Source organism: Bifidobacterium catulorum (genome assembly GCF_003129925.1).
GTDB lineage: Bacteria > Actinomycetota > Actinomycetes > Actinomycetales > Bifidobacteriaceae > Galliscardovia > Galliscardovia catulorum.
In genome coordinates this window covers 233,545-255,177 of the sequence record NZ_QFFN01000001.1, presented here as the reverse complement: position 1 = coordinate 255,177, position 21,633 = coordinate 233,545, and the positions used below count along the sequence as shown (strand labels likewise).

The following is a 21,633-nucleotide window of genomic DNA, read 5'->3' as shown; positions in this document are numbered from 1 at the left end:
GATCACCTCTTTGTCGTGAAATGCGGCGTATAGTCTCGGGCGGCGGACGAACCGCTATGCCTACGTTACCGTAACTTACGCTTCCGTAGCAACGGTGTCAATTGATGGGCGTCATAGCGCCCCCGTGTCGCGGGCCGATGTTTTTCCGTTCCAACCGCTAGCATAAAACCATGGCTGATTTTTCTCATCTCGTAGCGGATAATCCTGATTTCGATGACGTGGATCGCGAATGGCTTCATCATCTCGTTGCCGACTGGCAGGTCATCGCCGACCTGAGCTTCGCCGACCTGATGCTGGTTCTGCCGTCCCCCTCGGGCGAATTCGTCGTGGCTGGGCAGTGCCGTCCGTCCACGGTGATGTCGGTGCGCTTCGACGACATGGTCGGCACCGTCGTGGAAGGGGAGGACGCCCGTGCCATCTCCAAGACCATGAGTGAGCAGCGCATCTCCCGCCTCGACCACTACCGCGCGGTCGGCAACACCACGGTATGCGACGTGTACGCCCCCGTGCGCCGCAACGGCAAGGTCCTCGGCGTTGTGGTGCGGGAGACGAACATGGCGACGCGTATGCTGAACGGCCGTTTCGAATCCGAAAGCATCGCGGCCGGCAAGAAGCTGTTCGAGATGATTCCCGCTGGCACGTTCCCGTATCATGACGCGATCCTCAACCAGCGGCACAACGCCCGCGTGTCCGACGGATTCATCGTCCTGTCCGAGGACGGTGTGGTGGAGTATGCCTCGCCGAACGCCATCAGCTGCTTCCGCCGTCTTGGCTCGGTCGAGGTGATGGAAGGCAAGTACCTTTCCGAAATCGGCACGTCGCTGATCCACGAGAACGACATCCTGCCGGAGACCCTGCCTCTCGTGCTGGCCGGCAAGGCCGCCGTGGACTCCGAGATCAACGCCGACCGGTCCACGGTGTCGATGCGGTCGCTGCCGTTCTACGACGACCACGGACGACGCACCGGCGCCGTCGTGCTGTGTCGCGACGTGACCGAGCTGTGCAGGCGCGAGAAGGAGCTGGAGACCAAGGACGTCGCCATCGCCGAGATCCATCATCGTGTGAAGAACAACCTGCAGGCGGTTTCGGCCCTGCTCCGCCTCCAGGCCCGTCGTACGAAATCCCCGGAGGTCAAGGCGGAACTCGAAGAGGCCATGCGCCGTGTGGAGACCATCGCCGTCGTTCATGAGGGACTGAGCCAGACCGCAGACGAGATCGTGGACTTCGACAAGGTCATCTCCGACCTGCTGCGCATGAGCGTGGATTTGGCGACCAGCAAGGAGCAGCATATCCACATCTCGTATCTGGGCAAGTTCGGCATGATGCCGGCGCAGGACGCCACGCCCCTGTCCCTGGTGCTCACCGAACTGGTCACCAACGCCGTGGAGCATGGATTCCAGGGGAGGACCGAGGGCAACGTGTGGATTTCCGTCGGCCGCGGCGGCAACAACCTCAACGTGGTCGTGGAGGACGACGGCATCGGGTACACGTCGGAGTCCGATCAGGGCATGGCCCGCTCCAGCGGCTCCGGGCTGGGAACGCAGATCATCAACACCTTCGTGACCAACGATTTCGGCGGCTCCGTGCGATGGGAGCCCCGCCGGGACGGCGGCACCAGGGTGGTGCTCGACATGAAGCTTCGCGCCGCGCAATGACGCCACCGGCCAGACGGCCTAAAACAATGAAAGAGGGTCCGACGACATCCTTGCCGTCGGACCCTCTTTCGTCGGTGCATGACGCGCCGTCACGAACGAATCCCGCCAATGGCCCGCTGCCCATGACGGGCATCGGGGTTCACGCCTGCATCTGCAATGCGGCCGAGCGCCTCGCCCTCATCGCGCGACGCTTCAGGGCGCGACGCTCATCCTCGCTGAGGCCGCCCCATACGCCATAATCCTGATTGGTGTCCATGGCGCACTTCAGGCATGCGTCAATGACCTTGCAGGTTCTGCAGACGGCCTTGGCCTCCTCGATCTGCTGATATGCGGCACCGGTGTTGCCCACGGGGAAGAACAGCTCCGGGTCCTTGTCCCGGCAAGCCGCCTTCGCGCGCCAATCATATGCACTGCTCATATGTGTCCTCGATCCCAGATGAAATACAACTCTTATGTAAGAGCAAACCACGAATACCACGACTTTTCAAGAGGTAATTTCCCCGTCACCAACGGGATCGCCGTCGGGTGGCGCATAGCATTGGATAGGGAACGCCCTCGAATGCGCGAGCATCACCGCCCGACCGGGGATGGAGGCATCGTCCACGCCCAGCATCGACAACGTCGACGATGGGATTCCGGCCATCATATCGGCGGTGCGGTCTCCCGTCGGGAACACGATGCGCACGGCGCAATGCTCGGGAAATCGCAGATGTCGCGATGAGCCGAGGGCGAACACCGTCAGGCACCTCGGGGAGCCTACGGCTTCCATGAAATCCGCATGCAGGGGGTCGTCGCACAACGGATCAAGCAGATCGTCCGCATCGTCCACAAGCCATATGCGGCGCGGCGCGGCCGGGGGGACGCCGGCGGTCATCGCGTCCGAAGGCCGGGCGGCAGTGACGGTGGTGTTCTTCCGATAGCCTCCTCCGGGCATTCTTACGACCCATGTGATCTCCGCTCCCATACGGCTTCGCAGCTGATCGCCGATCAGACGTAGTATGGAGGTCTTCCCCCGTCCCACGGCCCCGACGATGGCCACGTTGCCCAAATGCAGCGAAAGTTCCAGCGGAAGCGTACGGACCCCTGAATCCATGAGCCCGAGCGGGACCGCATCCAACGGGTCGCGGACATGACGGTCGGTCATGTCCGCAGCCGGTATCGGCGCATGTCGTGGCAGCGGAGGAGAGAACAGCGGCTCGACGGCGGACTGCCCGAGGAACCTCGCCGCACGCACGCATCCCGTCGTCAACGTGGTGGCGGAACGCGGCGGCGAGCAGCGGAACACGGTGCGCGCCTCGCCGTCATGGACGTATCCCACGCCTGGATGACCGGGACTGATCGACGCCGCGTCCGCGGTTCCGAGCAGTTCCGACGATTGCAGGGAGTCACGAACCCTCAGGCATATGTTGAGCCCGATGTTCGCCTTCATGTCGTTGCCGACCTGCCCCATGGGGTTCTGCGTGCACGCGATGAGGTGCATGCCCAGCGACCTGCCGAGCGACGCCAGAGCCACCAGCTGCGTCATATAGTCCGGCAGCTGCTGACGAAGCGCGTGGAACTCGTCGATGACCACGATGAGCCGTGGAGGGGGCTCCGGCAGCCCGTCGGTGTCCGCCGCATGGTGCATCGCCACCAGATGCTCGCGGCGTTTCAGCTCCAGCTCTATGGACCGGAGGGCGCGCACCGCGTGGTCCAGACTGAGGTCGGAGACGAAGCCCACGGTGTGGGGGAGCCGATGAAGGGGTTGGAACGCCGCCCCTCCCTTGAAATCCAGGAAGACGAAGTTCACCATGCTCGGAGGAAACCGGAGGGCGAGGGCCAGACACCAGGACTGCAGGAATACGGATTTGCCGGACCCCGTGGTTCCCGCCACCAGCGCATGGGGGCCGGAACGTGGAAGATCGATGGCCGTCGGACGCCCGCCGGGGCCGATGCCGACCGGTATCTCATGGAGGGATGGGCCGCTCCCACGCCCCGGGCCCGACCGCGTCTCCATGGTCCGGTCCCATCGTCGTGAGACGACGCGCCATATATCGCCGGCGTCGTATGTCGCGAGGCCGAGCAGGTGTTCTAGGGAGATGGCATCCTCGGCGTACAGGGCCTGGCGTTCCCTCTCCCTCTCATGTGAATCCATGTCCGTCGACGGCGCCGTCCCACTGGGGTCCGGAGGTCGGCCGTCACGCCGTCTCGCCGAGACCGCGCCGATTGCCGACGCCAGACAGCCGATGAGTCCCGGGACTATCAGGCCGATGAACATCCATCGGCGTTCCGCGAGCATGAACAGCAGCATCATCGCCTGCCCGGCCACCGGTGCGGCCATGGATATGAGAAACAGCGTCGTTCCGTCCGGATGTCGTTTCGTCGTCATGCCTCCAGTGTGGAGTCGTGGACGGGATCCCCGCAAGCCATGGCGGGAATGTGGACGGATGGGGACGCCGTCCACATCCCCGCCGTATGCCGTTACATGCCGCCGACGGTGCCGGGATCATGCGTGCCGGCCTCAAGCTGGTCGAACAATTGCGTGTTGCGCACGCCATCGAGCAGGATGGTCGAACCGATTCCGGACGGCGGATAATAGTTGGGGTTCTGGTAATAGACGCTTCCCGTCACGCCATCGGCGCCCGTGGCGTTCCTGAAGGCGAGGGCCATGCCTACCATGTCGAAGGCGCCGGTCTTCTCGTCCACCGTGAGCGACGACAATCCGGCCTCCATGAGCTTCTTCATCGTTGCGGGATTCATCAGCACGGAGGGGGAAGACGCCTTCTTCGCCACCGCGGAGATAACCTGACGCTGCCGTTTCGCACGACCGATGTCACCCGTCGGATCCGAGTAGCGCATCCGGGAGAATGCGAGGGCGGTCTTGCCGTCGGCGGTATGGCATCCCGCCTTCCAGTTCATGCCCGAGCGAACGTCGTTGACGGTCCTGTCATAGCAGAGCTCCACGCCGCCCAAGGCGTCGACCACCTTTTCCACGCCGCCGAATCCCACGATCACCACATGGTCGATCTTCATGCCGGTGATGCTTTCCACCTCGCCGGTCAGCGCGGGGTATCCTGCCATCGTGGACACGGCGTTGATCTTCATGTCCTGGTTCCGTACGTTGACCAGCGAATCACGCGGGATGGAGATCAGGGAGCTGTTGCCGCTCCGCGGTTTGGTGAGCACGAGGATGGAGTCGGTGCGTGAGCCGGGGATGTCGACACTGCTTCCGGTGCCCGCGGTGCCGTCGCGTTCGTCGGTGCCCAGTATCAGCCATGTGGAGGCGGGTGTGTTCGCCGCCGATGTCAGCATCTGTTTATGGGTCAGCTGCCCGTTGACCCAGCCGGTAACGCCGAACGCCGCCGCGAGCAATGCCGCCAACAGCGCGGCGATGACGACGGGTACGCGTCTTCGCACGCTGCGTCGGGCCGTCGTGGCCTTGGGTCGGGGACGGTGCCGGACGTGGCCGGAACCGGTGGGCGTCCGTCCCATCCGGGGGGAACGTCGTTCCTCGGCGGGGAGGCTGCGACCGGTTCCGCCGCCGTCGGAGCGTATGCGGGACGCATGGAATCCGGAATCGCCGGCGACATGCCCGGTGGACCTTCCCGAGGAGGATGGCGAGAAGCTCGGCGGTGCGGCCGTGGCGCGCGGGGCGTCCGTCTGGTGCGATGAAGCGTTCTGCGCGGATCTTGTCCTATGGCTTCTCGGCTGGAAGGCCTGCGGCCCTTCCATGGGACGTGGGGAACCGGACCGGGGTCGCCGACGTTCCCCGGAGGGTATGAAGCTGGGCGGTTTGCTCCCTGACCGGTTGCCGAGAGGGTCAAGAGGCTCCTGTCCCATATCGTTCTCCTTCGTGTCCGGATATCTGCTGAAACGACTATGGCGCACTTTGCCGCAGGACGGTGGGGAACCGCGCAATCCTTCTCAGGAACGGCACAGAACGAGCGCCTGCGTTGACGTCCGTCGTGAAGACCGCATACCATAGCACCGTTGGTCTCGGAATGCGGTAACGACACTCATGAGACTTGACAAACCGTGAATGACAAGTGTGTAATTTAGGGCAGATTGATTGAGGCCCGAGGGGTTCTCGCGGATAGTGATTTGGGAGGTTGCGGCATGTGGGGGGTGTTCGGCGATTCCCAAGATCAACCGGATGGGCGGGAGTCCGAGAGTGGCCTATTGGAGCTATGGGGGCTGTTCAATCCGGACGGGGACGTCTCGTGGCAGCACAAGGCTCTTTGCGCGCAGACCGACCCCGAGGCGTTCTTCCCCGAGAAGGGGGGCTCCACCCGGGACGCCAAACGCGTGTGCGCCCAGTGCGAGGTGCGGGATCAGTGCCTGAAATGGGCCATCGAGCACGATGAGCGTTTCGGCATCTGGGGTGGTATGAGCGAAAGGGAGCGCCGTCGTTATAAGAAAGAGCATGGTAAAGAACAGGCCTGACGAATACGGTCATATCGGAGTGATTGTTCTACAGTGGAGAAGATGAATCCTGTTATTGAGGCACCAGATGTGCAAGAGCTCGTGGGCGATGTAATGGCCGGATGCCGCATATCACCCGAACAGATGGTGGAACCTGCAGTCGTCGCCGTCGTCAGTGTCGAGAAGGACCTCCGATATCTTTCCCGCACGTTGCAATCCCTGTTCTCGCAGAGCGTGATGCCTTCGGCCGTCATCGTGGCCGATTGCACCGGGGGAACGCGGTCGACCATGACCTCGACGCTGCGCGCCGAGCCCGTCGGAGAGGGGGGATTGCATCGCCAGACGGCGGTGCGGCGGGTCGAGGTGCGGATCGTCGACGCCGCTGGGGCGTCCTCGTTCGGCGACAGCATCGACAAGGCTCTGGAGCAGGCGCATATCAGCGTGCGTGCGAGAGCGCTGTGGCTGTTGCACGACGACTCCCGCCCCAATGACGACCGGTGCCTCGAATCCATGCTGGAGGCATGGCGCAACGCGTCATCGGCATCGGTGTTGGGAGGCAAACAGCTCGGCTGGGACGGCAAGACCCTCCACGACGTCGGCTGCTACGCAACGTCATCGCACGGCATCGCGTCATTGGTCGTCGATGGGGAACCGGACCAGGAGCAATATGATGCGCGCCAGGACGTCTACATGGTCGATCTCGCCGGGGCGCTGGTGTCCCTGCCCGTCTGGAGGTCTCTCGGCGGGACGACCCCGGGCATGGGGGGCTTCGCCGAATCGGCCGATTTCTGCAGAAGGGTGAATCTCTCCGGAGGCAGGGTGCTTGTGGTCCCGAAAAGCGCGATCGCCCATGAGCGCGCCCGATTCGAGGGACTGCGCTCATCACGGGGAACGGAGGCGGAAGACAGGCGTCCGGCCCCGTACGCGGCGATCATCGATGCCCGGGAACGGTTCCGCTTCACCGACATCCGCGTCGTCGCATGGCCCCTGATGTGGCTATGGCGTCTTTTCATATCCCTCCTGCTGTTCTTCAGGGAGCTCGCTCGTAAACAGCCGTACAAAGCGGCCTGTGAGCTCGGCGCGCCTTGGCGTCTGCTCGCATGGATGATCCCGCACGGGTTGACGGCGCGACGGCGCGTCGCCAACCAGTCCAAGACCAGCCTGCGGCAGCTGTCCGTGCTGGTGGCAAGGCGCGATCAGCTGTCGCAGTGGCGGGAACGGAGCGAGGCGTTCACCCGTTCGCGAAGCACCAGGCTGCTCAGCCCCCTCGCGGTCATGCATCTGCGGTCGCAGCGACGCCGGCGTGCGGTCTGGGCGGCGGTCATGGCCGTTCTCGCCTTTGCCGCGGGCATCGCCATCAACGTTGACGCCTGGAGCGCGACGGTGACCGGCGGAGGTTTCCATTCGGCGACACTGGTGCCGTCCGCCGCATCCCTCCGGCAGATCTTCGAAGCTGCGACGACGGTATACACCTATGCCACAGGACTGGGCACCCCGGCCCCTCCCGCTCCGTTCCTGCTGGTCCTCCTTCCTTTGTCCGCCATCACCGGAGGCCACGTCACGGCGGCCATGGCGGTGATCGTGTTCGGTGCGGCGCCCTTGTCCGCACTGTCGTTCTGGGCCCTCGCAGGCGTCTTCACCCGATCCAATCCGGTACGTGTGGTCAGCGGACTGCTGTGGTGTTCGTTCGGAGCGGTCCTCGGACTGTATGCGCAGGGCAATCTGCCCATGCTCGTCGTGATGTCCTTCCTGCCGGCGGGACTGGCGTTCATCTTCCGTTCGGTCGGTATGTATCGGACCGAGGACGCCGACGAACCCACCCCGTCGGCGCAACAGGCGGCGCTGGCCGCGTTGTGTCTTGCGGTGGTCGTGGCGGCCGAGCCGCAGCTCGTCCTCCCGTTGCTCGTCATGTTCCTGGCCTTCCTCCCGCTGGTGCGCTCCCACCGCCCGATGCTGCTGCTGATCCCCGTTCCCGCGATGTTCATGCTGGCGCCCACGCTGCTGAACATGGTGTTCAATCTCGATGCCGGCTCGTACCGCCAGCTGTTCGCCGACATGATGCGTCCCACGGTCTCGGTGAACGGCCCGGTCGGTCCGGCATCCCTGCCGTCCATACTCATGCATGGTTTCGGTCTGCCGTTCGACGGCAACGTCTCGTCTCCGTCCGCGAACCTCGGAACCCTTCTGGCGCTGGCCAGCCTGTCGGTGCTGGCTCTCATCGCGGCCGTGTCCCTGTTCCTTCCGTTCGCCCTGCGTGTATCCCGAATGATGTGGGTCATCATAATCTCCGGGGCGGGGACCGCCATGCTGGCACCGCGTATCGCCATTGCGCCCGGGGTCTCCGGGAACGTCGCCGGCACCGCATTGCCGGGATTGGCGATAGCCATGGCCGGGCTCCTGTCCTGTGTCTGCATCGTCGCGGGACGCGCGGCCCGTCCGTTCTCCCCACTGGTGTCCCGTCCGTCCGAAAACGGCAGGAAAGGGCTCAAGGCCATCGCCGCCGCCAATAGGGGTCATTACGCCCGTCGTAGGACGATCATCGTCGCACGTGCCGCACTCGTGATGCTGCTGACCCTTTGTCTGGCACTGTGGGGTTCCGTATGCGGTGTCCGTGCAAGCGAGGGGGAGCGTCTCGCCGTTCAGGGGCATGATATCCCCCTGATAGCCCAGGATTATCTGGCGGCCAACGCCAATCACCGCGTTCTGGCGATGCGTGCCAATTCGCCTACCTCGGTCGAGTTCTCCGTGTTGCGCACGGCACAGGGCGATTTCATCGACGGTTCGCCGGCGATGAACGCCACACTGGTGACGGCGGGCATGGATGAAGTCACGCGGACCATGGCCGACGCCTCCGCCTCACTGCTGCAGAACAATGACAACGATGCCGTAAATGCTCTGGCCAAGCTTGGCATAGGCGGCATCTACATCCCCTATTCGCCGGATTCGGCCAGCCGATCGCTGGTCTCCAATATCCTGGCGAGCGACGGCACACAGTCGGTGGTCAGCAATGAGTCCGGCACATACATTCGTCTCACCGCCGATGAGGCCGCCATCGGCATCGATGGCACCGGTGCGGACCGCGCCCTGCATGATTCATGGAGGACGGCATGGCTGTGGTGCATGGCCATCGTCCTCGCGCTGTATTGTGTCGTCGCGTTCCCACGTGTACGCCGAAATGAGGTGAAAGCATGAGCAGAGCATCCCGTCATGGCGTGCCCCGCGGCAGAAGGTCCAAAGGCGCCATCGCGGCCAAGGCGCTGGCATCCATCGTCACGTCGATTGCGATACTGGGAATATTCCTAGCCATGGTCGTCACCGTGCCGTTGCCCGGATTGGCGGATGACGCATCGGGGCGAACTCCCCATACCGTGGCTGTCAGCCAGACCGCCCTGCAGACGGTTTGCCCCGCGCGTATGCAGCTGGCCGATACCGGATCGTATGGCGACTCCGCATACCGCGTGTCCGAAGGGGACATCACCGGCCAGACTCGCTTCTCGGCCTTCGGCTCGCTGTATGATGCAACGGTTTCCGGCATCGACGGCACGGGGGAGCAGAAGACCGCCGACATTGACACCACCCAATCCGACAAGGCGTTCGTGCACACGACCGGGGCCGGCAAATCATCGTTGTTGGGCACCACGCGGGTGCTTGAGGCGAACGCCGGCTCCGGTTCGGCGTCGTCCACCGCATCCTGGGCCACCAAGGGCGACCTGCGGGGAGTGTCCGCCGCCAGATGCGTGACTCCTCAGCTCACGCAATCGTTGCTGCTTCCCCCCACGCAGACGGGCTGGACCCAGCAGCTCGTCATCTCCAACCCCACGGACAAGGCGACCGCGGTATCGATCAGGGCATGGGGAACCAAGGACTCCAACCCGGTCACGTTGTCCACGGACAGCAAGGTGACGGTGCCGGGACGAGGGGAGAGCGTCGTCAGCATTTCCGCGGCGGCACCCGCGCAGGACGGGGTGTTCGTGAACCTGTCCAGCGAGACGACGCAGGTCACCGCCATCGTACGCGTCGTCCATATGGATGGCCTGACCGACCGAGGATCCGACTTCGCGGTCCCCGTCGGCTCGCCCGCGAAATCCCTCGTCCTGCCCGCCATAGCCGGAGGCACCGACGTCAACGTGCTTGGATTCTCCGAGACATCGGGAAGGATTGAAATCTCGTGGATGACCAAGTCCGGCGTCAAACGGGCCAAGACGGTGAATCTCTCCGCGAACAGGGTGCAATCCATAGCACTCGGCAAGGCCCCCGCCGATGCGACGGCGATACGCGTCGATGCCGATATGAATACGTATGCCGCGGCGATGTGCACCGACAGCGGGGCCGACCAGTCGGACTTCTCCCTCGTGTATGCCCAGGAGCCGCAGCGTTCAAGCGCCATCGCCATCCCGGACAAGACCGGGGTGTCGTTCGCACTCGCGAACACCTCGGGGCGCAAGACCACGGTTACGTTGACAGGCTACGATAACAGCGGCGCTCAGACAGGGCAGAAGGAACTCACCATTGACGCGGGCAGGGCAATCCGTGTGCCGATAACGGATATCGCCAAGAACGGTGCCGCCGCCGTACGCCTCGACGATTCCGACACGGCCGTGGCATGGGGCGGAACCGTAGCCGTGGACGCGGTCTCCAAGGCCAAGGTCAAGGGAATCGCATCCATCGGCGCCGTCAGTCTTATGCCGGTCAAGGCCATGATCCGTTCCGGCCAGACGCTGGACATCGTCCATTGATCCATTGATCCATGTTCTGTGAGCCCATCCTGCGACGGGTCCGTCGGCCGGGCTCACAGCCCCCAGTCGGGATCGATGTCTTCGGGGTGCTTCCCCGTCAGATCGGCCAGACAGGACACCAGTTCGTCGCGAATCAGAAGCTGAAGGTCGGTGCGTCCAAGGGCCCGTTGCTCGATCGGGCGGCGATACAGCACGATACGTGCGGGAATGCCATGGTTCGCGGGGAAGCTCTGCGACAGGAACGCCCGTTTTGCCTCCCAAGACACCGGATCCGAAGGCGGCACGTCCTCGACGGCGCACTCCACGTTGGCCAGCAGCTGCGGCCAGGCTGCGTTCAGGCGTTTCATCTGCGCCACCACCATGCCGTCGAACATGCCCGACTTGGTCCGATAACGCGGCATACGGATGCCGAACATGGCCTGACGCGCCCCCCGGCCATGACGGTCGCGGTAGATTTTGCGTTCCCAGGGCAGCACGGCGGCCGTCGAACGGGCCAGCGGTCGTTTGGTGAAATCATCGGTCATGTCCTCCAGATTATCCATGGCCGTGACGTTTCCCGCAGGAGACGTCACGACGACGGACGGAACCGGTTGTACGGATGTGCGATAATGCAGTAGAAAAACCATGGCTGCATGAAAAACCATGTGTGGAAAGCCTTGATTTACTGAGCAGCATGTTGTCGAGGCGTGGAAGGAAAGCGGATGAGCGAAGCGACCATTCATGATTGGAACGATGTCGATTACGACGTCCTGGGGGCACATATCGATCTCATCGGCTTCGATCTGGACACCACGCTTGCCGTATCGAAGACCCCGATGACCGAAGACATGGCAGCGGAGTTCGGGGAACTGACGCGTCGCATCCCCGTGGCCGTGGTCTCGGGCGGAAAGTATACGCTGTTCGAAAGGCAGATCCTCGCCATGCTGGGAGACAACGCCGACAAAGGCAATCTTCATCTCATGCCGACCAGCGGAACCCGGTACTATTCGTGGAACGGAGAGACCTGGGAATGCCGATACGCCCACGATCTGTCCCCGGAGGACCGCGACGCCGCTGTGGAATCGCTTACCCGGCATGCCAAGAAACAGGGGCTATGGCTTCCCGACGACGCCGTCTGGGGCGATCGCCTTGAGGACCGCGGCAGTCAGATAACGTTCTCCGCATTGGGACAGATGGCACCGCCCGAGGCGAAGTCGGCCTGGGACCCCGACCGGTCGAAGAAGAACCGTCTTGCCGCCGCCGTCGCCGCCGACCTTCCCGGGCTGACCGTGCGTTCCGGCGGATCCACCAGCGTCGACGTCGTGGCGAAGGGCATTGACAAATCCTATGCGATGAGGCGACTTGCGGAATTGTTCTCCACGGGGATCGACCGTATCGCCTTCGTGGGGGACCGCATGGATCCGGACGGCAACGACTATCCGGCGGCCGTGGCCGGCGCATACGCCATCCGCGTCCATGAACCCGGCGATACGCTGCGAATCATCCGCCGGCTCAATGCGTTGCTTCCCATCATCGGCTAGCCTGGAAGGAAGGGCCAACCGCGTGAATCCCGCGTGATATGCGGCGTGTCCCATATCCGTCAACATCGGCGGAATCCCGGGCTCTCGCCGGCGGCACCGGTATATCGTGGAATCATGAGATACCTGACGTCACGAGAAACGTTCGCCGCACTGTTCCGTGAGATATGCGATGTGGTGATTCCCCGTGGGTGTGCGGGATGCGATAGGCCGGACGAGACCCTATGCGATGAATGCCGTCTCCGTTTTTCACAGTGTCTTGTGCGGAGCATACCCGGGATCGATAGGGGCGTGTTCTCGGCCGGCAGGTATGGCGCCGAGACGCGCCGGGCTATCCTGCAGTGGAAGGACCATGGCGACGAGGAGGTCACCGCCGATATGTGCGACATCATATGCCGGTGCGTGCGTGACAGCGGATTGGCGTCGCGGCTTCACGTGGGCGGGAACGGATCCGGACGTATCGTGGTGGTTCCCGTGCCGTCCACGCCAGCCTCGTTGCATCGACGCGGTCGGCGGCATGTCCTGCCTTTGGCGAAAGCCATCCGTACCATGCTGCGGAACGGGGGAGTGGCCGCCGACGTGGACCAGATCCTATCGATTGCCGGCAGACTCGGAAAATCGGTGCAGCAATCCGGCGTCGCCGGCCGTCTGGGACGTCTTGAGGGGCATATACGGGTCTGCGGCAGACCACCGGACGATGGCGGGGTGGTCCTCGTGGACGACATCATCACCACCGGTTCCACGATGAGGCAATGCGTCCGTGCGTTACGGGAGCATGGCATACCTGTCGTGGCGGCGTATACGTTGGCGAGCGTGACCCGTCGTGCCGTCAGTCGTCCATGATGTGGTATTTCGGCAGCGAGATCTCGAAGTTCGCGCCCCGGTCGTCGGGAACGACCTTCACCGTGCCGCCATGCAGTCCGGCCGCCCAACGGGCGATCGACAGCCCGAGCCCGGTCCCTCCCGAGCCGGTTCCGGTGCGGCCGACGCCTTTGACGTATCGTCGGAAGATGTCGTTGCGCGCCTCTTTGGGAATCTGCGATCCGTAGTTGATGACGTTGGTCACGATGGTTCCCAGATCGGGGTCCTCATGCACCTCCACGAGGACGGCCGTGCCGTCGGGGGAGTGTTTGAGGGCGTTGGCGATGATGTTGGTGAACAGCTGACTGAGACGGTCGGGATCTCCCTCCATCATCACATGATCGGGGACGACGAGATGAATATCGTGGTTATGGCCTCCGTCGGCGATTTCCAACGGCTTGATGGTTTCGTCGAGAAAGTCGCCGAAGTCGAACTTCTCGACCTCAAGGCTTGCGGCGCCGGCCTCGACCCGTGACATGTCCAGCAGGAATGCGATCAGGTCGGATAGCTTGTGCGTCTGGTTGAGGATGCCTTCGAGATTGGCCGGCGTGGGATCGACCACGCCGTCGGCCATGTTCTCGACCAGGGCCTGCAGGGCGGATACCGGGGTGCGCAGCTCATGGCTGACGTTGGCCACCATATCCCGCCGCATCTGGTCGGCGTGCTGCAGCTCACCGGCCATCTCGTTGAACGAGCGGGCGAGCTGCCCGACCTCGTCACGGGAATCGGCGGCCTCCTCCACCCGTACGGTGTAGTCCCCCTCCGCCATGGCCTCCGCCGCGTCGCGCATCTGGCGAAGCGGCGAGGTCAGTCCGTGGGCGAAGAAATAGGTGATGCCCAGCGCCACGGCCAGCGTCAACGGCATGGCGAGCCAGCCGCTCCATCCCCATTTGAGGAACTGCCAGGCCAGTACGAATGCGATCGCCGTGGCGATGACGATCAGCACGCTGAGCTCCGCCTTCAGCGAGGAGAGCATGCCGATCGGCCTGTCCCGTATGGAGCGGCGCTTGAGCGGCATCCGCTTCGTCTTGCGGTTGTCTCCCATCGCTTACTTGTCTTCCGGGGGTTCGAACGCGTATCCGACTCCGTGCACGGTGCGGATCAGCTGCGGTCCGAGCTTGTGGCGCAGGGCCTTGACATGCGAGTCGACGGTACGGGTGCCCGAGGCGTCGACCCAGTCCCAGACCTCCTCCAGAAGCTTTTCGCGGGTGAGCACGGACTTCGGTCGGCGGGCGAGCGTGGCCAGCAGGTCGAATTCGGTGGGGGTCAGATGCACCTCGTTGCCGCGGAGCGTGACGATGCGCTGCGCCGGGTCGATGACCAGTGTGCCGAAGTCCAGCAGCTTCTCGTTCTCCGAGTTCTTGGCGATGACCTTGGCCCGTTCCACACGACGCAGCAGCGCCTTGCAGCGGGCGATGAGCTCGCGCATGGAGAACGGCTTGGTCATGTAGTCGTCCGCGCCGGCTCCAAGACCGATGACCTTGTCGGCCTCGTCGTCTCGGGCGGTGAGGATCAGCACCGGGACGGGGCGACTGGCGACGATGCGCTTGGTGGCCTCAAGACCGTCCATCACCGGCAGCATGATGTCCATGATGACCAGATCCGGCTTCAGCTGGGATGCGGCCTGCACCGCGCTGGCGCCGTCACCGGCCACTCTGGCCGTCCATCCTTCGGCCGTCAGCCGCTGGGCTATGGCCGTGGCGAGCGTCGGCTCGTCCTCCACGACAAGAATCGTGCGCTGGGGTGTGTGTGTATCAATGCTGTTCATCGCCTAATCCCTTGTATCCGACATGTTTCTTCCGTTTTTTTCTTCCGTATATCATACGTAAGGCCAGGAATCGAACCTGGCCTTACTCTACACCACGCGGGATGAGGCGCGGATTCCTCCCCCTACGGGTTTACCGTTCGGGGCGCAGGAACAGGGCCCCAAGCGCCGGCACGGTGATCTTCACGGAATACGGGCGGGAATGGTATTCCTCCTCGTCCGCCGCGATATCGGTGTTGGCGATGCCGGAGCCGCCGTATTCCTCGGCGTCGGTGTTGAGGATCTCCTTCCACCTGCCGCCGCTCGGCAACGGCACCTGATAGTCCTGCCATGCGGATCCGGAGAAGTTGACGACCACCACGATCGGGTTGCCCTCCTTGTCCAGACGCATGAAGCTCAGCACGTTATGGTCGGCGTCGTCGCTGGTCAGCCATTGGAATCCGGCGGGGTCGAAGTCCTGGCTCCAGAACTCGGGGCTGTCCTTGTACAGCTCGTTGAGGTCCTTCACCAGCTTCTGCACGCCCTGATGGTCGGGCCAGTTCAAGGCGTTCCAGTCCACGGACGACTTGTAGTCCCATTCGCCGTATTGGGCGATCTCGTTGCCCATGAACGTGAGGTTCTTGCCCGGATGCGCCCATTGGTAGGCGAACAGCGCACGCACGCCGGCATAGCGCTGCCAGTCGTCGCCCGGCATCTTGCCGAACAGCGCGCCCTTGCCGTAGACGACCTCGTCATGGCTGATCGGCAGCACGTAGTGCTCCGAATAGGCGTACATCATCGAGAACGTGATCTCCCCATGATGCCACTTGCGGTTGATGGGCGCCTCATGCAGGTATTCGAGCGTATCGTGCATCCAACCCATGTTCCACTTGAGCCCGAAGCCGAGTCCGCCTTCGCTGGTGGGCGCGGTGACGCCCGGCCAGGCGGTGGACTCCTCGGCGATCATCATGATGCCGGGATTGCGCCCGTAGGCCGTCGCGGTGGCCTCCTTGAGGAAGTCGATGGCTTCGAGGTTCTCGCGCCCGCCGTACTTGTTCGGACGCCACTGGCCGTTCTCGCGGCTGTAGTCGAGATACAGCATGGAGGATACGGCGTCCACGCGCAGACCGTCCACGTGGAACTCGTCGAGCCAGTAGCATGCGTTCGCCACGAGGAAGTTGCGCACCTCGTTGCGTCCGAAGTTGAACACATAGGTGCCCCAGTCCGGATGCTCGCCGCGCAACGGGTCCGGGTCCTCATACAGCGGCGTGCCGTCGAATCGGGCCAGTGCGAAGTCGTCCTTCGGGAAGTGGGCGGGCACCCAATCCACGATCACGCCGATGCCGGCCTGATGGAAAGCATCGATGAGGGCCTTGAGGTCGTCGGGGTGTCCGAGCCGGGACTGCGGCGCGTAGTAGCCCGTGACCTGATATCCCCATGATCCTGTGAACGGGTGTTCGGCGAGCGGCATGAACTCCACGTGGGTGAACCCCATCTTCTTCACATAGGGGACCAGCTCCTCGGCGAGCTTCGTGTAGTCCATGCCGACCTTCCAGCTGCCGGCGTGGACCTCGTAGATGCTGATGGGGCCGGCGTGGGGATCGGTGTTGCGGCGATGGTCCATCCACGCCTGGTCGTTCCACACATGCTTGGAGTCCACCACCACGGAAGCGGTGTCCGGCGGGATCTGATGGAGGTTCTCCATAGGGTCCGCCTTCTGCTTCCATTCGTTGTTGGCGTTGAGGATCTCGTATTTGTAGAGCTCCCCGGCGCCGACCCCGGGGATGAAGATCTCCCAGATGCCGGAGGACCCCAGTTCGCGCATGGCGTGCTGGCGTCCGGACCAGCAGTTGAAATCGCCCACCACGCGCACGGCGTGCGCGTTCGGCGCCCATACGGCGAACGAGGTGCCGCTCACGGTGTCGGGGGAGGACCCGTCCGGATCCCCGAGGACGCTGTCGTAGGTGCGCACATGGGCGCCCAGCACCTCCCAGAGGCGTTCGTGGCGTCCTTCGCCGAAGAGGTACATGTCCATATCGCCCACGGTCGGCATATAGCGGTAGGGGTCGTCCACGAGCGCGGTGTCGCCGCCTTCATAGGCGACGCGGATGCGGTAGTCGGGGACGCCGTAGCCGTCCTTCGACTTCGTGGCCGGCACCACGGCCGTGAAGACGCCGTTCCATTCGTGCGTGGCGGCGTACTCGCCGCTTTCGGTCACGATGGAGACGTGCTTGGCTAGAGGGCGGAGCACGCGGACGGTGACGTACCCTCCGCCGTGCTCGTCGTTGAGATGCGGTCCAAGAACGGTGTGAGGGTCGTAGTAGACGCCGTTGCTGACATCATCCAGAACCGTATGGTCGACGCTGACCGGTTGCGGAATGCTTTTATCCTGTGTATTTGCCATACCATGAGTCTACGCAATAATCAGGTCAAAACGCTGAACGCCACGTCGAATCTTTGAACGTTCACAGCGCGGGGCTGATTCCCCCGGCCGTCCCATGGGACGTGGCCCCATACGGAGAGGTGGGGAGCGGCATCGAGGTCCACCCTTGATGCAATGATGAAATGTCTTCTTATATCGTTGGAGGGGCTTTTACATGACATATCAGGTTGGCGATACCGTTGTCTATCCGCGCCATGGCGCCGCGAAGATCGAAGCGATCACCGAGCGCGAGATGAACGGCGTCAAACGCACGTATCTGAAGCTTTCCGTGTTGTCCTCCGATGGTCTGGTCATCCAGATTCCGGCGGAGAACGTCAAGAAGGTGGGCGTCCGCGACGTGGTCGACGCCAAGGCCGTCTCCAAGGTGTTCGAGATACTGCGTACGCCCATCGTCGAGGAGAAGACGAACTGGTCCCGCCGCTACAAGCTGAACGTGGAGAAGATCGCCACCGGCGACGTGAACAAGATTGCCGAGGTCGTGCGCGACCTCGCCCAACGCGACGACGACGAGCATGGTCTGTCGGCGGGCGAGAAGCGCATGCTGACGAAGGCCCGCAACATACTGACCTCCGAGATCTCGCTGAGCGAGAAGATCAGCGAGGAGGAGACGCAGCGTCTGCTCGACGTCAATCTCGGCTACCGTGAGCCGCAGCCGGGCGACGACAAGCACCACACCAAGATGCCGAAGGAACCGGCCAGCGAGACGCTGAACCGCATCGAAGCCGAGGCCAAGGCGTCCAAGGCCAAGAAGAAGACCTCCCGTAAGTCGGCGAAATAACAGCCGCGAGGGGGCTTTCCCGATTATGGAGACGTTGTCCATGGATGCGGTGCGTGTCGGTCAGGGGTTCGACGCGCACCGTTTCGCTCCCGATGGCACGCATCGCGAACTGTGGGTCGCATGCCTGCGGTGGACCGATGACGAAAGCCGCGGCGCAGAGGGTATCGCGGGTGATTCCGACGGCGATGTGGCCGTGCATGCCGTCATCGACGCCGTGTTGTCCGCGAGCGGACTGGGAGACATAGGCACGCTGTTCGGTGTGGGAAGCGCCAGCCGGGGTGCGGGCATGCATGGTGACGCCATGCTCCGCATCGTTCGCGACCACCTATCCGACAACGGCTGGAGAACCGTCAACGCCAGCGTCGTCATCGTCGGCAACGCACCCCGGATCAGCGTCAGAAGAAGCGAGGCCGCGGCCGCCATGAGCGCGGCCCTGGGCGCCCCGGTCACGGTCGGCGCCACGACAACGGACGGCATGGGATTCACCGGTGACGGCGAAGGCATCGCGGCGATCGCCAGCGCCATGGTCGTCCGTGACCGGTGACGGTCTCAGCGTTCCCTGCAGACGAGTTTGGCGACCGCCCACAGCAGCGTGCTCAACGTGACTATGACGAAGCTCGGCGGGGTCGGAAACATGGATGACAGCACCAGACCTCCCCAGATGCTGACGAGGCATAGCGCGCACGATACGGCGATGGCGGCGAACGGCGACTTCGTCAGCATGGAGGCCGTGGCCGCCGGCGTGACCACGAGGGCGAAGATCAGCAATGTCCCCACAGCGGGTACCGCGATGGTGATGACACCCGCCATGATGGCCATGAACAGCACGTTCATCAGGGTGATGGGCACGCCTTTGGCGCGGGCCACCTGCTCGTCCAGCGAGCTGAAGAGCAGCGGCCTGTAGATGACGGCCAGCACCAGCAGCAGCACGGCGTCGAACACGGCGAACCCCATGATCTGCGCGTCGGTGATGGTGAGTATGGAACCGAACAGTATGGATTGCATCTGCTGGGATGCGCTGGACGACAGACGCGCGAAGAACAATCCGAGGCCGGTGGCGAAGGCCAGCACGGTTCCGGTGGCGATGTCGCGGTCCGCCACGCGTTTGCCCAGCGCGCCGATGACCAGCGCCCCGCCAAGCGCGAACGCCCCCAGTCCAAGGGATACCGGCAGCCCAAGCAGCACGGCGCCGGTGGCCCCGGGCAATCCGATATGCGCGAGGGCGTGGGCGGCGAACGTGGAGTGGCGGCTGATGGTGAAGTATCCCATGATTCCGGCGGCCAGGGAGATGAGCAGCCCGGCCTGTATGGCGTTGATCATGAACGGTGCGGTGAGCACGGAGACCCATTCGGGGTCGAAGGCGAATTGGATGGTCATCGTTCCTCCCCGTTGTCGGATTCGTCGTCGTGATGATGGAACAGGGCGGCCTCGTGCACGTCGTGCGTGTCCTGTTCACGCCCTTCCGGCTCCAGCCGCATGTTGGGCGTCACGAACATGTCTCCCTGGGGGGTCGTGACCACCTCGACCCGTGTGCCGTAGAGATGGGTGAGGAGTTTGGAATCCAGCACCGAATTCATGGACGAGTAATGCGGGTGCCCGTCGAGCAGGTAGACGGCACCGGTAAGGATCGGCAGCAGCATGTTCAGGTCATGCGCCACCACTTGGATGGTCATATCCCATTCCCGGTTCAATCGGGCGAGCAGCTCGACCACTGCACGCTGGCTGGCGATGTCGAGGTTCGCCAGCGGCTCGTCGAGCAGCAGCAGCTCCGGTCCACCGACCAACGCCTGGGCGATGGCGGCACGTTGCCGGAGACCTCCGGAAAGCTCGTTGAGCCGGTAGTCGGCCTTGTCCGTAAGACCTACGAAATCAAGCACCTCGTCGGCCCGGTCGCGTTCCTCGCGGGTGACGAAATGGATGCCGAACCTTGTTCCCGTCAGCCCGAGCACCACCGACTGCCGCGCCGTGATCGTCGAGTCCAGCCCTGAAATATAGGACTGCGGTACGAATCCGATGCGGCGGTTGCTCTGTCCCGCCGGCCTGCCAAGGACCTCGATCGTTCCCGACGACAGGGGCACGAGGCCGAGTTCCGCGTCGAGCAGCGTGGTCTTGCCGGCCCCGTTCGTGCCGACGATGGCGGTCACGGTGCCTCGTGGAATGGAGAAGTCGCCGTGGGACCATATGGTTCGTCCTCCACGTCGCACCGCGGCGTTGCGGAGTATGACGGCGTCGCCGTCCGTTGCAGTGGTTCCCATGATTCCTTCCCGGTCATCGATATTGCTAATGAGAATAGTAATCAATACTTATCGTTTTCGTCCAATTCGTCGTGTTGCAAGTCCGATGCGGCTCCGAAAAGGAGATGCCGCGGCCCCCGGAGGGAGGGGCCGCGGCATCTGCGGGGAGGTCTATTTTGACGGCGACTGCGACGATTGGGGCTGTGGGAGTTCGGCGCTTTCGTCCAACGCCTTGTCCATCTCGGATATCAGCGAGGTCATCCAGTCCACCAGCGTCTTCTGGCCTTCCGGCACCTGCTCGGAGACGTCCACCACCGGCACGTCGGACTTGTGTGCGGTTCCCGTAACGAGGTTGGTCATGTCGGAGGCCTCCTGCGGATTGTTGACCACCAATCCGGCCTTATGTCCCTCGATGAGCGATTGCAGCGACTGGACATCCGCGGGGGCGGGCTCTCCGTCGTTCAGCGACGCCTGCGTGTATTGCTCGGGGGTGACATCCCGGACCTTGAGGTCGCTCATGAGGTAATGGGCAACGGATTCGGTCGCCGCGTAGGTGGCGTTCCGATGCCGTTCGGCGAAGTCGTCCATCGTGGACTCAAGTCCCGCCTCGCTTTTGCTCCAATCCTCCAGACGGTCGGAGAAATACCGCCCCTCGTCCGGCTTTGTCTTGGCGAAGGCGTCGGAAAGCTCCCGGGCCATGGCCTTGCGGGCGTCCTTGGAGAACCACAGATGCGGGTTGTCTCCGTCGGAGGCGCCCACGGCGTCGGCCGCGGAGACGATCGTCGTGTCGCCGGTGACGGCCTTGGTGGCCCAGTCGTCGTATCCGGCGCCGTTCGCCACCAGGATGCGCGCCTTCGATATCGTGGCGATGTCGCTGGTTCGCGGCTCGAAATCATGGGCGTCCACATTCGTAGAGCCGAGGATCGACGTGACTTTCACCTGATCGCCGCCGAGCTCCTTGGCGAGGATGCCCCACTGGTTGATGGAGGAGACCACGACGATCGGGTCGAACTGCGTGCTCGCATCCGGGTCCTGTCCCGACCCCTGGGAGCCTCCGCATCCCGCCAGCCCGACGACCATGGCCACACACGTCACCGCCGCCGCACCCACGCGCAGCATCCCTCTCGTCGATCCCTGCATACGTCATCGCCGCCTTCCGTGTTTCTGATACGTTCGGGCGTCCTCGCCGACGCGCCGAAATCCCATTCCATGGACTGTTTTCACGATAGCTTAAGATGCGGAGTAACGTGATTCCGGCACACGG

At 63.6% G+C, this 21,633-nt stretch carries 18 protein-coding genes; 8 read left to right on the top strand and 10 right to left on the bottom strand.

The window, feature by feature from the left end:
• Positions 1-170: 170 nt before the first annotated feature.
• Entirely contained in the window at positions 171-1,655 is a 1,485-nt protein-coding gene (locus DF200_RS01065) for a sensor histidine kinase (protein WP_109136438.1), read from the top strand.
• A 139-nt stretch (positions 1,656-1,794) separates the two neighbouring features.
• Here DF200_RS01065 and DF200_RS01060 read toward each other — a convergent pair whose 3' ends face one another.
• From DF200_RS01060 to DF200_RS01050, 3 genes are all read right to left on the bottom strand, one after another.
• Positions 1,795-2,073 (bottom strand): WhiB family transcriptional regulator, encoded by a 279-nt coding sequence (locus DF200_RS01060; RefSeq protein WP_093961469.1) that lies wholly within the window; start codon positions 2,071-2,073, stop codon positions 1,795-1,797.
• 66 nt (positions 2,074-2,139) lie between these two features.
• Positions 2,140-4,023, bottom strand: a complete 1,884-nt coding sequence (locus tag DF200_RS01055; protein WP_241520065.1) for an FtsK/SpoIIIE domain-containing protein — start codon at positions 4,021-4,023, stop codon at positions 2,140-2,142.
• A gap of 92 nt (positions 4,024-4,115) precedes the next feature.
• The gene (locus DF200_RS01050; RefSeq protein ID WP_109136437.1) at positions 4,116-5,366 is read right to left on the bottom strand and encodes an LCP family protein; all 1,251 of its coding nucleotides are present in this window, start codon (positions 5,364-5,366) and stop codon (positions 4,116-4,118) included.
• 384 nt (positions 5,367-5,750) lie between these two features.
• Here DF200_RS01050 and DF200_RS01045 point away from each other — a divergent pair, with 384 nt between their 5' ends.
• The 3 genes from DF200_RS01045 (at position 5,751) to DF200_RS01035 (ending at position 10,792) form a co-directional block, all read left to right on the top strand.
• Complete coding sequence (locus tag DF200_RS01045) at positions 5,751-6,077, top strand: WhiB family transcriptional regulator (protein ID WP_109136478.1); 327 nt, start codon at positions 5,751-5,753, stop codon at positions 6,075-6,077.
• Between the two features lie 123 nt (positions 6,078-6,200).
• On the top strand, positions 6,201-9,248 hold the full coding sequence (locus tag DF200_RS01040; RefSeq protein ID WP_146191970.1) for a glycosyltransferase family 2 protein: 3,048 nt from the start codon (positions 6,201-6,203) through the stop codon (positions 9,246-9,248).
• Positions 9,245-10,792, top strand: a complete 1,548-nt coding sequence (locus DF200_RS01035; protein WP_109136435.1) for a DUF5719 family protein — start codon at positions 9,245-9,247, stop codon at positions 10,790-10,792. Before DF200_RS01040 ends, DF200_RS01035 begins: the two co-directional genes overlap by 4 nt.
• A gap of 53 nt (positions 10,793-10,845) precedes the next feature.
• On the opposite strand, the gene DF200_RS01030 is transcribed toward DF200_RS01035, so the two are convergent.
• A complete protein-coding gene (locus DF200_RS01030; protein ID WP_109136434.1) occupies positions 10,846-11,316 on the bottom strand; it encodes a metallopeptidase family protein in 471 nt (156 codons plus the stop codon).
• 177 nt (positions 11,317-11,493) lie between these two features.
• On the opposite strand from DF200_RS01030, the gene DF200_RS01025 reads away from it, so the two are divergent.
• Together DF200_RS01025 and DF200_RS10750 are read left to right on the top strand one after the other, a co-directional pair.
• The gene (locus DF200_RS01025; protein ID WP_109136433.1) at positions 11,494-12,312 is read left to right on the top strand and encodes an HAD-IIB family hydrolase; all 819 of its coding nucleotides are present in this window, start codon (positions 11,494-11,496) and stop codon (positions 12,310-12,312) included.
• Positions 12,313-12,858: 546 nt separating this feature from the next.
• Positions 12,859-13,152 carry a ComF family protein gene (locus DF200_RS10750; protein ID WP_158275737.1) on the top strand — a complete coding sequence of 98 codons (294 nt, stop codon included), beginning with the start codon at positions 12,859-12,861 and terminating at the stop codon, positions 13,150-13,152.
• Here DF200_RS10750 and DF200_RS01015 read toward each other — a convergent pair.
• The 3 genes from DF200_RS01015 to glgB all read right to left on the bottom strand — a co-directional run bounded on the left by DF200_RS01015 (position 13,139) and on the right by glgB (position 17,318).
• A complete protein-coding gene (locus DF200_RS01015) occupies positions 13,139-14,215 on the bottom strand; it encodes a sensor histidine kinase (RefSeq protein ID WP_241520064.1) in 1,077 nt (358 codons plus the stop codon). The genes DF200_RS10750 and DF200_RS01015 overlap by 14 nt on opposite strands.
• A gap of 3 nt (positions 14,216-14,218) precedes the next feature.
• A complete protein-coding gene (locus tag DF200_RS01010) occupies positions 14,219-14,938 on the bottom strand; it encodes a response regulator transcription factor (RefSeq protein WP_109136431.1) in 720 nt (239 codons plus the stop codon).
• A 130-nt stretch (positions 14,939-15,068) separates the two neighbouring features.
• Positions 15,069-17,318, bottom strand: a complete 2,250-nt coding sequence (gene glgB, locus DF200_RS01005; protein WP_109136430.1) for a 1,4-alpha-glucan branching protein GlgB — start codon at positions 17,316-17,318, stop codon at positions 15,069-15,071.
• 193 nt (positions 17,319-17,511) lie between these two features.
• On the opposite strand from glgB, the gene DF200_RS01000 reads away from it, so the two are divergent.
• Together DF200_RS01000 and ispF are read left to right on the top strand one after the other, a co-directional pair.
• On the top strand, positions 17,512-18,135 hold the full coding sequence (locus DF200_RS01000; protein ID WP_109136429.1) for a CarD family transcriptional regulator: 624 nt from the start codon (positions 17,512-17,514) through the stop codon (positions 18,133-18,135).
• A 40-nt stretch (positions 18,136-18,175) separates the two neighbouring features.
• Positions 18,176-18,679 (top strand): 2-C-methyl-D-erythritol 2,4-cyclodiphosphate synthase, encoded by a 504-nt coding sequence (gene ispF / locus DF200_RS00995; RefSeq protein WP_109136428.1) that lies wholly within the window; start codon positions 18,176-18,178, stop codon positions 18,677-18,679.
• Between the two features lie 5 nt (positions 18,680-18,684).
• Here ispF and DF200_RS00990 read toward each other — a convergent pair whose 3' ends face one another.
• The 3 genes from DF200_RS00990 to DF200_RS00980 form a co-directional block, all read right to left on the bottom strand.
• Complete coding sequence (locus DF200_RS00990; RefSeq protein ID WP_109136427.1) at positions 18,685-19,512, bottom strand: metal ABC transporter permease; 828 nt, start codon at positions 19,510-19,512, stop codon at positions 18,685-18,687.
• Complete coding sequence (locus DF200_RS00985) at positions 19,509-20,390, bottom strand: ATP-binding cassette domain-containing protein (protein ID WP_109136426.1); 882 nt, start codon at positions 20,388-20,390, stop codon at positions 19,509-19,511. The genes DF200_RS00990 and DF200_RS00985 overlap by 4 nt, the downstream gene beginning before the upstream one ends.
• A 150-nt stretch (positions 20,391-20,540) precedes the next feature.
• Positions 20,541-21,509 carry a metal ABC transporter solute-binding protein, Zn/Mn family gene (locus tag DF200_RS00980; protein WP_146191969.1) on the bottom strand — a complete coding sequence of 323 codons (969 nt, stop codon included), beginning with the start codon at positions 21,507-21,509 and terminating at the stop codon, positions 20,541-20,543.
• Positions 21,510-21,633 lie beyond the last annotated feature (124 nt).